The organism is Paractinoplanes deccanensis (assembly GCF_016862115.1).
GTDB classification, from domain to species: Bacteria; Actinomycetota; Actinomycetes; order Mycobacteriales; family Micromonosporaceae; genus Actinoplanes; species Actinoplanes deccanensis.
Map to the genome: position 1 here is coordinate 54,345 of NZ_BOMI01000092.1, position 13,552 is coordinate 67,896.

Genomic DNA, 13,552 nt, shown 5'->3' on the forward strand with positions numbered 1-13,552 from the left:
GAAGTCAACCCTCAGGAGGCGGGGGTGAACTCGCTGACGCCGAAGCACTCGGCGCCGCTCGCTCCCTCCTCGGAGACGTTGATCATCACCTTCACCGGTACACCCTCGGGGCTGAAGGTCCTGGTGACCTCGCCGCCGTCGTCGGCCGCGGTCTGTGCCATCTCGAGCAGCTGCCCGAGCGTGAAGGCGTCGATCTCCTCGCCCTGGTCGCCGGTGACCGGGCCGAGGTCGACCTCGCCGGTGCTCGACGGCGTCGCCGCCTGGGCGTCGAGGCGCTCGGTCGAGGCCACCTGCCCCGACTTGATCGTCACGCGGTAGCGCCCCAGCGGCGCCGCGTCGTCACAGCCGCGCGCGAGCACGTACGAGTAGGAGGCCGGCTCTTTCCACGGCGGCGGCGACGCGACCACCGACGCGGACGGCGTGACGAAGGTCGAGGATTTCGGCTCGTCCGACGTGCATCCGCCGATCGCCGCCACCAGGACGATGCCGCCCAAGGCCCATCCGAGCCGCACTGTCGCCTCCGTAAACCGTTGCAGGGGACCCGCAATCTAGCGCAGCCGCGCACCCCCGCCGGCTGCCGGGCCGAGTCGCTGTGGAGTTGTCAAGGAACGGGAGGAACGCGAGACGCCCACTCTGCCCCCGATCGGCCCGGCGGCAGGAGAGTCGAAAGGAGGGGTCGACCCCCTACCAAAGTCGTGGAAAAAAGTTCGGCGCGTGTGTCGATCGGAGGGTCCGCCGCTCGACCTGAGGGTGAGAAGGTCGACAAGCGACCGGCGACACCGAGGAGAACACGATGTCCAAGTACATGCTGATCTGGCGGACCACCGACGAGGCCAACGCCAAGATGGCCGAGGCGTCCTTCGACGACATGCTGGAGCGGGTCGGCCGTTTCAACGAGACCCTCATCAAGGCCGGCGTGCTGGTCGCGGCCGAGGGCCTCGAGGACGCCTCGCAGGGCGTGGTGGTCGACTACAGCAGCGAGACCCCGGTGGTCACCGACGGGCCCTACGGCGAGACCAAGGAGCTGTTCAACGGCTTCTACATCCTCGACGTCGCCTCGAAGGAGGAGGCCGTCGAGTGGGCCAAGCGGATGCCGTCCTTCCCGGGCTCGAAGTGCGAGATCCGCCGGGTTCCCGGCATCGACGAGTTTCCCCAGGACAACGAGTGGATCCAGAAGGAGCGGGCGTGGCGCGAGCAGACCGGCCAGCTCTGACCCCGCCGGAGGAGGCGGCGCGCAGGGCCGTCGAGGCCGTCTGGCGCATCGAGTCGCCGCGCATCGTCGGCGCGCTCAGCCGCTACACGGGCGACCTGGGGCTCGCCGAGGACGTCGCGCAGGAGGCGGTGGCGGAGGCCCTCGTCTCCTGGGCGCGCGACGGCGAGCCGGCCAACCCGGCGGGCTGGCTGCTCGCGACCGCGCGGCGGCGGGCGATCGACAGCTTCCGCCGCCGCGCGGCCCGCGACGAGCGGTACGAGGCGATCGGCCGCGAGCTCGACGAGAGCGACGGCCAGGACGACCTGCTCTGGGATCCGGACCGGGTGGACGACGACATCCTCGCGCTGATGTTCGTGGCGTGCCATCCGGTCCTCGCGCCGGAGGCCCGGGTGGCGCTGACGCTGCGGACGGTCGGCGGCCTGACCAGCGAGGAGATCGCGCGCGCGTTCCTCGTGCCGGTGCCGACGATCCAGGCCCGCATCACCCGCGCGAAGAAGACGATCGCCGCGGCCCGGGTGCCGTTCGAGCTGCCGCCGGCCGAGGAGCGACGGGGGCGGCTCGGCGGCGTGCTCAGCGTGCTCTACGTGATCTTCACGGAGGGCTCGACGGCCACCTCCGGTGACAGCTGGCTGCGCGAGGATCTGGCGTACGAGGCCATCCGGCTCGCGCGGATGCTCGCCGCCCTGCTGCCGGGCGAGCCCGAGGTGTGGGGGCTGCTGGCGCTCTGCGAGCTGACGGCCGCCCGCTTCCCGGCGCGCACCGGCCCGGACGGCGAGCCGATCCTGTTGGAAAATCAGGACAGGCGCCGCTGGGACAGGTCGGCGATCCGGCGCGGCCAGGCGGCGATCGACCAGGCCACGGCCGTGGGCAAGGGCCTCGGGCCGTACGGGTTGCAGGCCTCGATCGCCGCCTGTCACGCCGTGGCCCCGTCGGTGGCCGAGACCGACTGGGACCGGATCGTGCTGCTCTACGAGGCGCTCGGCCGGGTCGCGCCGTCGCCGATCGTCGCGCTCAACCGCGCGGTGGCGGTGGCCATGGCGACCGGGCCGCGAGAGGCTCTCGCCATCGTCGACGACCTGGTGGCGCGCGACCGGCTGCCCGGCTCCTACCTGCTGCCGAGCGTCCGCGGCGAGTTGCTCAGCCGGCTGGGCCGCGCCGGGGAGGCGCGCGCCGAGCTCGAACTGGCAGCCCGCCTCTGCACGAACACCCGCGAGCGCTCCGTCCTGCTCGCCAAGGCCCGGGCGCTCTGAGGCCGGCAGCGCGGCCCGCACGGCAAGGCCGGCAAGGGCGGCGCTCAGGCCAGCGGCGCCGTCCGCACGGCAAGGCCGGCAAGGCGGCGCCCAGGCCAGCAGCACCGTCCGCACGACAAGGCCGCCAGGGGCGGCGCCCCGCGCCCAGCCGGCAGACCGGCCCGCTCGGGCTAACGGCGGGTGAGCACGAGCAGGTCGCTCTCCTCGTCGACCGGGCGGGGCTCGCGCTCGGTGGCCACCGCGGCGTCGAGGGCGGCGAAGCCGGAGAGGATCTCTTCCTCGGTGAGGCGCTCGAAGGTCGACGAGCCGCGCAGCCGCAGCCGGTCGGCGTAGTCGGACAGGCTGTCGGCGATGCGCTCCTGCACGCAGTCGACGGTCACGAAGTCGAAGCCGGCCTCGTCGAAGATCTCGAGGAGCGGGTCGAGGCGCGGGAAGACCTGCTCGTCGACGAGGCGCGCGCCCGGGAAGTAGCTGTACCACAGCAGCTCGGGCATGCGGTCGGGAAAGAGGCTGCGGATCAGGAGCCGGCCACCGGGGCGCAGCACGCGGGCGATCTCGGCGGCTGCCGCCCGGTGGTCGCGGACGTGGTGGAGCACCAGGAAGAGCAGCACCACGTCGCAGCTCGCGTCGGGCAGCGGGATCTCGGTGGCCGACCCGTCCAGGTAGGTGACGGCCGGGTCGGCCGCCTTTTCCTCGGCGACGCGGCGCATGCGGTCGGACGGCTCGACGCCGTAGACCGGGCCGCCGAACTCGCCGGCCAGCAGCGGGGTGAAGCGGCCCGTCCCCGATCCGAGGTCGAGCACGGTCAGCGGGCGGCCGGGCGGCGCGTAGCGCGCGAACGCCCGCAGCCACTCGGTCATCGTCTCGGGTGGCAGAGCCCGCGCCCTCGCGTAGACCAGATGCTGCCGCTCGTCGTAATTCACCTCGCGCAACGGCTCCCCCTTCCGCGCCGGGTGTACCGGCTCATTCTCGGCCCACGGCGCGCGGCGCGCGACCCCGTGCCGGTGAACGAGACTCACGGCACGCCGGCGACGAAGACCGCGACGGTGCGGCCGGGCACGGCGAGCAGGTCGCCGGCGGCGGTGGCCGTGCGCAGGATCGGGTCGGCCGAGCCGGTCAGCTCCGGATGCAGCCGCAGGTCGACGCCGGCCAGGTCGGGCACGCTCGACAGCGTCGTCTCCTCGGTGGCGTTGAAGACCACCACGACCGTGCTCCACCGCGGGTCGAGGCCGGTGCCGTCGAGGCACATCACGATCACGCCCGGGGTCTCGGCCGGGCCGCCCAGCGGGAACGTCAGGCGGCGCTGCACCTCCTCGGCCGTGGGCAGGCCGAAGACCGGCGACGAGCGCCGCACCGTGAGCAGTTCGCGGTAGCGCGCCGCCGTCATCTCGATCGCGTCGGGCGGCGGGATCAGCGAGGGGTCGGCCAGCAGCGGGCGGGCCCTGCCCCACTGGTCCTCGTTGTCCGGCGCGGGCGGCAAGCCCAGGCCGAAGCCGTTGCCGAGGGCCGGGTCCCAGCGGATCTGGTTGAACCAGTCGCCCGAGTTGAACGAGTTGCGGTCGAGCGACTTGGAGCGCAGCCGCTCGCTGCCCATCGCCACGAAGCCGGCGCCCTGGCCGAGCACCACCAGCGACAGGGCCAGCACCTGCATGCGGGCCCGGTCGAGCGGCGAGACCGACCGGGGCAGCTTGAACGCCATCGCGTCGTACAGGATCTCGTTGTCGTGGGCGTCGACGTAGTTGACCGTCTCGCCGGGCGACAGCGCGTAGCCGCTCGGGGAGCCGTTGTAGTCGATCTGCGCGCCGCTGAGCTCGGCGCCGGTGTGCGTGACGAAGCGATAGGTGGACAGGCCGCCCGACAATCCGACCTTGATCTGGTCGTGGACGTGCAGCGGGGTCCGCGAGCCCAGCCCGGTCGCGAACCCGGGTATCGAGGGGTCGCCGAACGAGCCGCCGCCGCGCGCCGCGTCGCGCAGCCGGTCGTTGAAGGTGCCGATGCCCGTACCGGCCATGTTGATCTGGGTGGCCTGGGCGAACCGGGCGTCGTAGGCCACCTCGCCGAAGTTCCACCCCTCGCCGTACAGGTAGATGTCCTTGCCGTGCGGGAGGTGGTCGAGGGTCACCCGCACCTCGAGGATGTTGGCACGCGGATGGTGGCCCATCAGGTCGAAGCGGAAGCCGTCGATCTTGTAGTGCCGGGCCCACGTCTCGACCGAGTCGACGACGAGGCGGCCCATCATCGTGTGCTCGGTGGCGGTGTTGGGGCAGCAGGTCGACTCGGCGGTCGTGCCGTCGGCGAGCCGCCGGTGGTAGTAGCCGGGCACGATGCGGTCGAGGACGCTGAACCGGTCGAGCCCGTCGGCCATCGTGTGGTTGTAGACCACGTCCATGATCACGCGCAGGCCGATCGCGTTGAGCGACGCGACCATCTTGCGGAACTCGAGGATGCGCGACGGTCCGGACGGCTCGGCCGCGAAACTGCCCTCGGGAGCCGTGTAATGCCACGGGTCGTAGCCCCAGTTGAAGCCGTCGGAGTCGGCGACCTCCATGACGGCCGCCTGCTGCGCCGGCGAGTCGGGCGGCAGCGAGGCCAGGTCGCAGGCGGGCACGGCCTGGTCGGCGCGGCGGTCGGGCACCGTCGCGAAATCAAAGGCGGGCAGCAGATGTACGTGGGTGAGGCCCGCCTCGGCCAGCGAGCGCAGATGGCGCATCGAGTCGGCCTCGAGATGCGTGAACGCGCCGTACGTGCCCCGCGCCGACGGTGGCAGCGAGTGGTCGAAGATCGAGAACTCGCGGATCGACACCTCGCTGATCTGCATGCGCGCCGGCGCGACGGGCGGCGGCTTCTCGAGCGCCTCCCAGCCGGGCGGTCGCAGGGCCGGATCGTCGAGGTCGACCAGCAGACTGTGGGTGGAGTCGGCGGCGAGGGCGAGCGAATAGGGATCGGTGACGCTGGTCGTCACGACGCGCTGGGCGGCCGGGTGCCACACCTCGACGCGGTAGCGGTAGTAGCGGCCGAGCCACTTGCGCTTGATCGGGGCCGACCACACGCCGGTCACGCCGTCGCGCTCCATCGGCAGGACCTTGGGGTCGTCGTCGGGGGTGCGGAACAGCTCCAGCGCGACCGAGCGGGCGGTCGGCGCCCACACCGCCAGCGACGGCCGCTCGGCGTCGAGGATCAGGCCCAGCTCGGCGTCGGCCGCGTCGGCGTAGAGATCGTCGATTACGCCGGCCGTCTGCACGCCGGTCAGCGCGGTGACCCGGCCCTCGTGGTCCTGGCCGGAGACGAGCAGCCGGCCGCCCAGCAACGACCCGAGCGCCGCGTCGCCCAGCTCGCGCACGGAGTACGCGCGGTAGGCCCGCAGGTGGGGGAACTTGCGGCTCTGTGATTGGAACAGCCCGCCCGGCCGCGGGGTGAGCGGCACGGCGATGTCGTCGCCGACGAGCTCGAAGACCGACGCCCGGTCGGCCAGCGACCGCGGCAGCGCGATCGTCGTCCGGTCGAGGAAGACCGCGAGCGCCCGGGCCGGGTCGAGCTCCGGCCCCAGCGTGCCCACGTCGGGCCGGACCGGGGCGACCGTACCGGCGAGCAGCCACACCTCGCGCGCCACGGAGAGGTCGAGGCGCTGGTCGTCGGGCAGGTCCTTCTCCTCGCCGCGGTGCAGCACGAACCGCAGGCCGATGGCGTCCGGGCGCACGGGCACCCGGAACACGGCGCCGAACGCGTCGTACGAGGACGGTGCCAACGGCGTACGCCACACGGGCTTTGATCTCGTGCCCTCCCAGGCGTGCAGGCCCCAGCCCGCGTAATCGCCGTCCGGCCGGCGATAGTGGATCACGACGTCGGCGCTCTCCGAGACATCGGAGGCCCGCGGGGAGGTGTAGATCGTCGGATCGCCGGGGCGCAGCCAGATCTCCGAGACCACTGACGGGTCGACGTGCCGGTCGTCGGGGACGTCCTTGACCCCGGCATGGTCCACGATCACGAAGCCGACGTCGCGGGCGCCGGGCGCAAGCGCCACCCAGGCGAACCGGCCGTAGGCGTCCTCACCCGCGAAAGGGCGGCCGCCCGGGTAACCGTTGACCTGGCCCGGCTCGATGTCGCCCCAGGCGTGCAACCACCAGGCCGCGTAGTCGCCGTCGGGGCGCACATAGTGCACCAGGAGCCAGCGCGGCGATTTGACCAGGGCGGACGGCGCGACGGAGTCGATCTCGATCGTGGTCACCGAGCCATCCTCGCACCGAGGTACGACACTTTTAATGCGTAGCGACGACCGTGGTGATTCGCGGGCCGTGCTCGTCGACGCGCAGCAGGTAGCGGTAGCGCTCCCCCGGCACGGCGTTGCCCGAGCTGTCCAGGTATTCCCACTCGACCGCGACCATCGTGAGCCGGGCCGAGAGCGGCTGCACCTCGCGCAGCTGGGCGTGCGCGGCGACGATCCTTTGCTCCTGGTACGCCGGCGCGGCACCCAGGAACGACAGCGCGACGGCCGCGGGCGAGGCGAAGGTGAAGCTGTACGAGTCGGCGACCACCATGCCCGGCAGCGCGTAGCAGTTCGCGATCGCCGAGACGTCCCCGCTGGTCAGCGCGGTCCCGTAGCGGTCGAAGAAGTCGGTCAGCTCATCGGAATCGGTGGGCGCCTGCACGGTTCCGAGTGTGCCCAGGCCCGGAGGGGAGTAAACGTGAGGGGAATACCGACCCCGCCTTGCGCGGGCTTACAAGACGGACGTACGGTTTACGGGAAACGTGAACCGAGAGTTAGGTATGCCTAACCCGAAGGCCGCTCATTCGGTGCGAAAGACTTGACCGACAGTCGCTGGGTGTGAAGGAGATGACGTGGCCAGCCTCGACACCTTTGGTGCGAAGAGCGAGCTGCGCGTCGGAGACGCGAGCTACGAGATTTTCACGATCGACAAGGTCGAGGGGCACGAGCGCCTGCCCTACTCCTTGAAGATCCTGCTGGAGAACCTGCTGCGGACCGAGGACGGCGCGAACATCACCGCCGACCACATCCGCGCGCTCGGCGGCTGGGACCAGACCGCCGACCCCAGCGTCGAGATCCAGTTCACCCCGGCGCGGGTCCTCATGCAGGACTTCACCGGTGTGCCCTGCGTGGTCGACCTGGCGACGATGCGCGAGGCCGTCAAGGAGCTGGGCGGTGACCCCACCAAGGTCAACCCGCTCGCGCCGGCCGAGCTGGTCATCGACCACTCCGTCATCGCCGACCTCTTCGGCCGCGAGGACGCCTTCGCCCGCAACGTCGAGCTGGAGTACCAGCGCAACCGCGAGCGCTACCAGTTCCTGCGCTGGGGCCAGACCGCGTTCAACGAGTTCAAGGTCGTCCCGCCGGGCACCGGCATCGTGCACCAGGTCAACATCGAGTACCTGGCCCGCACGATCATGGAGCGCAACGGCCAGGCCTACCCGGACACCGTGGTCGGCACCGACTCGCACACCACGATGGTCAACGGCCTCGGCGTGCTGGGCTGGGGCGTCGGCGGCATCGAGGCCGAGGCCGCGATGCTCGGCCAGCCGGTCAGCATGCTCATCCCGCGGGTCGTCGGCTTCAAGCTCAGCGGCGAGATGCCCGCCGGCACCACCGCCACCGACCTGGTGCTGACCATCACCGAGATGCTCCGCGAGCACGGCGTGGTCAGCAAGTTCGTCGAGTTCTACGGCCCCGGCGTCAGCGCCGTGCCGCTGGCGAACCGCGCCACCATCGGCAACATGTCGCCGGAGTACGGCTCGACCGTCGCGATCTTCCCGATCGACGACGAGACCATCAAGTACCTCAAGCTGACCGGCCGCTCCGAGCAGCAGGTCGCGCTCGTCGAGGCGTACGCGAAGCGCCAGGGCCTCTGGCTCGACCCGAACGCCGAGCCCGACTACTCCGAGAAGCTCGAGCTGGACCTCTCGACGATCGTCCCGTCGCTGGCCGGCCCGAAGCGCCCGCAGGACCGCGTGCCGCTGAACGTGGCCAAGCCGATGTTCCGCGAGGCCCTCACCAACTACGTCACCGACCAGGGCCCGGCCGACGAGGCGAGCGAGGAGTCCTTCCCGGCCAGCGACCCGCCGGCCAACCACGAGGACTCGGCCGCCGACAAGCCGCACCACCTGGTCAGCGCGGCGAACGGCGCCGACGGCCGCCCGTCGAAGCCCACCCTGGTCAAGGGCTCCGACGGCGTGGAGTACGAGCTCGACCACGGCGCCGTGGTGATCGCCGCGATCACCTCCTGCACCAACACGTCGAACCCGCAGGTCATGATCGGCGCGGCCCTGCTCGCGAAGAAGGCCGTCGAGCGCGGCCTCACCCGCAAGCCCTGGGTCAAGACCACGCTGGCGCCGGGCTCCAAGGTCGTCTCCGACTACTACGACCGCGCCGGCCTGACGCCGTACCTCGACAAGATCGGCTTCAACCTCGTCGGCTACGGCTGCACGACCTGCATCGGCAACTCGGGCCCGCTGCCCGAGGAGATCTCGGCCGCCGTCAACGAGGCCGACCTGACCGCGGTCAGCGTCCTCTCCGGCAACCGCAACTTCGAGGGCCGGATCAACCCGGACGTCAAGATGAACTACCTGGCGTCCCCGCCGCTGGTCGTGGCCTACGCGCTGGCCGGCACGATGGACCTCGACATCACGACCGAGCCGCTCGGCACGGGCTCGGACGGCAAGCCGGTCTACCTGAGTGACATCTGGCCCAGCGCCCAGGAGATCGACGACGTCATCGCGTCCGCGATCGGTGCCGAGGGCTTCAGCACCGCCTACTCCGACGTCTTCGCCGGCGACGAGAAGTGGCAGTCGCTGCCGACCCCCGAGGGCAAGACCTTCGAGTGGGCCGACGAGTCGACATACGTCCGCAAGCCCCCGTACTTCGAGGGCATGGCGGCCGAGCCGCAGCCGGTGTCGGACATCAGCGGCGCCCGGGTGCTCGCCAAGCTGGGCGACTCGGTCACCACCGACCACATCTCGCCGGCCAGCTCGATCAAGCCGGACTCGCCCGCGGGCAAGTACCTCGCCGAGCACGGCGTCCCGCGCCACGAGTTCAACAGCTACGGCTCGCGCCGCGGCAACCACGAGGTCATGATCCGGGGCACCTTCGCCAACATCCGGCTGCGCAACCAGCTCGTGCCGGGCGTCGAGGGCGGCTTCACCGTCAACCACCTCACCGGCGACCAGACCACCATCTACGACGCCTCCGTCGCCTACCAGGAGGCCGGCGTCCCGCTGGTCATCCTCGCCGGCAAGGAGTACGGCTCCGGCTCGTCGCGCGACTGGGCGGCCAAGGGCACCATGCTCCTCGGCGTCCGCGCCGTCATCGCCGAGAGCTACGAGCGCATCCACCGCTCCAACCTCATCGGCATGGGCGTGCTGCCGCTCCAGTTCCCGCCGAAGACCAACGCCGAGTCGCTCGGCCTCACCGGCACCGAGACCTTCACGATCACCGGCGTGACGGCGCTCAACGACGGCGAGACCCCGCGCACGGTCAAGGTCCGTACGGACACCGGCATCGAGTTCGACGCCGACGTCCGCATCGACACGCCCGGCGAGGCCGACTACTACCGCCACGGCGGCATCCTCCAGTACGTCCTGCGGAAGATGCTCAACGCGTAAGGCCCCTCGGGCTCGGCGAGACCCCCGTCTTCCCCCGCGGAAGGCGGGGGTCTTTCTCAGTCCCGCCCCGGACGTGCCGATCGGGTGAGGGTGAGGGCTCTCTCCCGCCGGCAGGCGTGGGCCTGGACCGCCGTGGTCGCCGTGCTCGGCGTCCTGGCCAGCATCGGCGCGGGACTGGCGCTGCAACGTCAGCAGCGGCACAGCCTCGACGCCGTCATGGACCGCCGCGCCTCCCTCGTCGCGCAGGCGGTCACCAACCAGGCGGCCCGCTACGCCGACACCCTCCGCACGGTGGCCGGGGCGATCGGCGCCATCGACACACTGACCGCCACGGCCTTCACGCACGCCGCGGCCCCGCTGACCGAGATGCGCCTGGCCGGCGCCACCTCGCTGGCCTATCTGATCGCGGCCGACGACCACGAGGTCGCCGCCGCACAGGGGCGATGGCGATCGCGGGGCGTCCCCGACCTGGTGCTCTCGCCGGACGAGGATCTCCAGCACCACATCTTCGCCGTCTTCGCCATGCCGCTGGACGGCTCCGTGAAGCCGGTCCCCGGCGCGGACCTCGCGGGCAGGGCGCAATCCGCGGCGGCGCTCGACGAGGCACGCCGCACCGGTCAGGTCGCCATCTCCGACCCGTACGTCCTGACTCGTGACCGGACCCTGCCGGCGCACCAGCGACAGAAGTCGTTCGTCCTGACCACGGCCCTCTACGGCGCGGCGGACAGCGCCGGGAACAAGCCGTTCCGCGGCTGGCTGCTGATGGGCCTGCGCAGTGAGACCTTCCTCGGTGACAGCCTGGCGCTCGTCGCGCGCAGCGGCATCGACGTGACACTGCAGACGCGCGGTACGGACGGCAGGCCCGCCGTCGTGGCGACCCTCCGCTCGCCGACCCCGGGGCTGCGCGACCTGCACCGCGAGGTCGAGGTCCCGGTCGCGCAACGCCGCTGGACGATCGCGATCGCTTCCCCCGCCTCGTCCCTGCCCGTCAGCCGGGCGCTGCCGCCGATGGCCATGATCGCCGGGCTCGTGCTGACCGCCGCCCTGGCACTGCTGGTGCGCACCCTGGCCACCGGGCGGGCGCGCGCCGAGGCCCGTGTCGAGGCGGCGACCGCCGACCTCCAGGCCACCCAGGTGGTGCTCCGCCAGCAGAAGGCCGACCTCACCGCCTTCGCCGGCGTGGTCGCGCACGACCTCAAGGCGCCACTGGCCACCGTGCGGGCGCACGCGGAGTTCCTGGACGAGGAGCTCGCCGGCCGCTCGGCGGTCGACGCGGCCGACCTCCGCCCGGACCTCAGCAAGATCACGGCCGGGGTCGCCCGGATGGGCACCCTCATCGACGACCTGCTCACCTTCGCGGCGGCCCGCGAGGGCGGCATCCAGCCCGTCGACCTCGACCTGCACGCGCTGGCCGACGAGGTCGCCATCGGCCACCTCGACGCGGCGAGCGCGGCCCGGCGCCCGATGCCCACGATCTACGTCGGCGACCTGCCGCCGGTCTCGGCAGACCCGGCCCTGATCCGCCAGCTGCTGAACAACCTGATCGGCAACGCGGTGAAGTACACGGCACCAGGAAGAACGCCACGCGTGGACGTGACGGCGCACCCGACCGAGGACGGCACCAAGGTCGTCGTCCAGGTCGCCGACCGCGGCATGGGCATCCCGGCCGGCGAGCACGAGGCGATCTTCCACGGCTTCCACCGCGCCCACCAGGAGAGCGGCATCCCCGGCACGGGCCTGGGGCTGGCGATCTGCCACCGCATCGTCGAACGCCACGGCGGCACCATCACCGCCGAGGACAACCGGGGCGGCGGCACGATCTTCACCTTCGCTCTGCCGAGCGCCACCGGAATCCCCGCGACCCCGGAACCGGTGCTGCGGGACGTGACCCAGCCGCATGTGCCCTCCCGTTAATCTGAGTCGATGTTGCGCGCGGTCTATCCCGGCACGTTCGATCCGCTCACGCCCGGTCATCTCGACATCGCCGATCGGGCCCGCCTGCTCGTCGGCCACCTGACCCTGCTCGTCGCGGTCAACAGCGCCAAGCAGCCGACCAGGGACGAGGCACGGCGTGCCGAGGCCGTGCGCGCCGCCCTGCCGCCGGACTGGGACAACGTCGACGTCACGGCCTGGACGGGCCTGACCGCGACCTTCTGCCACGAGCACGCCGTCGACGTGATCATCCGGGGCGTCCGCAACGCCCAGGACGTACGCCATGAGCAGGAGCTCGCCGCGATGAACCAGTCCCTCGGCGTGGACACCCTGCTGATAGCGGCCCGCCCGGCCCTGGCCACGGTCTCGTCAACCGCGGCCCGGGCGCTCGGCGTCTGATGCGCGGCTTCTTCACCGAACTGTCGGTGACCGGCTCGGCCTGCGCGGCGCCGCTCCCCGACGACCCGGCGACCGGCGCGACGACCACCGGCGACCCGCGGAGCGGCGACCCGGCATCCGGCGGGACGACCATCGGCGGGACGGCCATCGGCGGGACGGCCATCGGCGGGACGGCCATCGGCGGGACGGCCCGCAGCGGAGCGGCCGTCGGCGGGACGGCCGTCGGCGGGACGGCCGTCGGCGGGACGGCCGTCGGCGTCGACGAGCACGCGCCCATGACGCCCGGCTCGGTCATGAAGATCCAGGTCGGCCTCGCCGCGGCCCGCCTCATGGCGGCGGGCGAGCTCGACGGCACACAGCAGCGCGTCCTCACGCCCGCCGGGCGCACCCCGGGCCCGGCCGGCATCTCGCTGATGCGCGACGAGGTCCGCATGTCGGTCCGCGACCTCGTCACGCTGATGATGACGATCAGCGACAACGTGGCGACCGACGAGCTGATCGCCCTGGTCGGCCTCGACCGCGTCAACGCGCTCACCGCCTCGCTCGGCCTCGAAGGAACCCGTGTCACCGCCGACCTGGGAACCATGCTGGACGACATGGCGGCGGAGGTCGGCTTCCCCACGTACGAGGCCCTGCTCGGCTCCGCGGTCACCGGCGACGACCTCGCCGGCACCGCGGCGCTCGACCCGACCCGCGGATCGCGCACGACCGCTGCCGACACCGTGCGGCTGTTGCAGGCGGTCTGGGCCGACCCCAGCGCCGACGCCCTCCGCCGCGCGATGGGCGACCAGCTCGTCCGCTGCCGGATCGCGTCGGGCTTCGGTCCCGAGGTGCGGGTCGCGGCGAAGAGCGGCGGCCTCATGGGCGTCGTCCGCAACGAGGCCGCCGTGGTCACCTACCCCGACGGCCGCGCCTATGCGGTGGCGGTCTTCACCCGCCGCCCGAGAGGCGTGACCGTCGACCCGGCCCGCGTGGACGCCGGGATCGGCCGCATCGCCCGCTCGCTGGTCGACCAGCTCCGCGCCCCGTGAGGCTCGCGCCGGGCCGGGCCCGTCACCATCGTCAGCGCCCAGCAGGCCGCCGCCGCGGGGACATGCTCTTGGCAGGACCAACCCGGCCGGCGCGGCGATCCCGGACAAGCGATCGG

Annotated in this window: 10 protein-coding genes; 6 read left to right on the plus strand and 4 right to left on the minus strand. The window is 72.1% G+C overall.

Going from position 1 to position 13,552, the window contains the following annotated elements; translation table 11 throughout:
- Nucleotides 1-11: 11 nt before the first annotated feature.
- A complete protein-coding gene (locus tag Ade02nite_RS24005; protein WP_239169006.1) occupies nucleotides 12-512 on the minus strand; it encodes a hypothetical protein in 501 nt (166 codons plus the stop codon).
- 281 nt (nucleotides 513-793) lie between these two features.
- On the opposite strand from Ade02nite_RS24005, the gene Ade02nite_RS24010 reads away from it, so the two are divergent.
- Nucleotides 794-1,213 (plus strand): YciI family protein, encoded by a 420-nt coding sequence (locus Ade02nite_RS24010; RefSeq protein ID WP_203768069.1) that lies wholly within the window; start codon nucleotides 794-796, stop codon nucleotides 1,211-1,213.
- Complete coding sequence (locus tag Ade02nite_RS24015; protein ID WP_239169007.1) at nucleotides 1,186-2,463, plus strand: RNA polymerase sigma factor; 1,278 nt, start codon at nucleotides 1,186-1,188, stop codon at nucleotides 2,461-2,463. The genes Ade02nite_RS24010 and Ade02nite_RS24015 overlap by 28 nt, the downstream gene beginning before the upstream one ends.
- Before the next feature lie 170 nt (nucleotides 2,464-2,633).
- Here the strand turns inward: Ade02nite_RS24015 and Ade02nite_RS24020 are convergent, their stop codons facing one another.
- The 3 genes from Ade02nite_RS24020 to Ade02nite_RS24030 form a co-directional block, all read right to left on the minus strand.
- Nucleotides 2,634-3,386 (minus strand): class I SAM-dependent methyltransferase, encoded by a 753-nt coding sequence (locus Ade02nite_RS24020; RefSeq protein ID WP_239169010.1) that lies wholly within the window; start codon nucleotides 3,384-3,386, stop codon nucleotides 2,634-2,636.
- 92 nt (nucleotides 3,387-3,478) lie between these two features.
- Nucleotides 3,479-6,688: a pullulanase-type alpha-1,6-glucosidase gene (pulA, locus tag Ade02nite_RS24025; protein WP_203768073.1), complete on the minus strand. Its 3,210-nt coding sequence runs from the start codon at nucleotides 6,686-6,688 to the stop codon at nucleotides 3,479-3,481.
- 31 nt (nucleotides 6,689-6,719) lie between these two features.
- Entirely contained in the window at nucleotides 6,720-7,109 is a 390-nt protein-coding gene (locus tag Ade02nite_RS24030) for a DUF6841 family protein (RefSeq protein WP_203768075.1), read from the minus strand.
- Between the two features lie 190 nt (nucleotides 7,110-7,299).
- Here Ade02nite_RS24030 and acnA point away from each other — a divergent pair, with 190 nt between their 5' ends.
- From acnA to Ade02nite_RS24050, 4 genes are all read left to right on the plus strand, one after another.
- Nucleotides 7,300-10,074 carry an aconitate hydratase AcnA gene (gene acnA, locus Ade02nite_RS24035; RefSeq protein ID WP_203768078.1) on the plus strand — a complete coding sequence of 925 codons (2,775 nt, stop codon included), beginning with the start codon at nucleotides 7,300-7,302 and terminating at the stop codon, nucleotides 10,072-10,074.
- An 84-nt stretch (nucleotides 10,075-10,158) separates the two neighbouring features.
- Complete coding sequence (locus Ade02nite_RS24040; protein ID WP_203768091.1) at nucleotides 10,159-11,988, plus strand: sensor histidine kinase; 1,830 nt, start codon at nucleotides 10,159-10,161, stop codon at nucleotides 11,986-11,988.
- A gap of 9 nt (nucleotides 11,989-11,997) precedes the next feature.
- Nucleotides 11,998-12,405 (plus strand): pantetheine-phosphate adenylyltransferase, encoded by a 408-nt coding sequence (gene coaD / locus Ade02nite_RS24045; RefSeq protein WP_203768093.1) that lies wholly within the window; start codon nucleotides 11,998-12,000, stop codon nucleotides 12,403-12,405.
- Entirely contained in the window at nucleotides 12,405-13,436 is a 1,032-nt protein-coding gene (locus Ade02nite_RS24050) for a serine hydrolase (RefSeq protein ID WP_203768095.1), read from the plus strand. Before coaD ends, Ade02nite_RS24050 begins: the two co-directional genes overlap by 1 nt.
- Nucleotides 13,437-13,552: the final 116 nt, after the last annotated feature.

Excerpts from the sequence above, each read along its gene's own strand:
- Ade02nite_RS24010 (WP_203768069.1), top strand. The coding sequence starts at position 794 with ATGTCCAAGTACATGCTGATCTGGCGGACCACCGACGAGGCCAACGCC.
- coaD (WP_203768093.1), top strand. The coding sequence starts at position 11,998 with ATGTTGCGCGCGGTCTATCCCGGCACGTTCGATCCGCTCACGCCCGGT.
- Ade02nite_RS24050 (WP_203768095.1), top strand. The coding sequence starts at position 12,405 with ATGCGCGGCTTCTTCACCGAACTGTCGGTGACCGGCTCGGCCTGCGCG.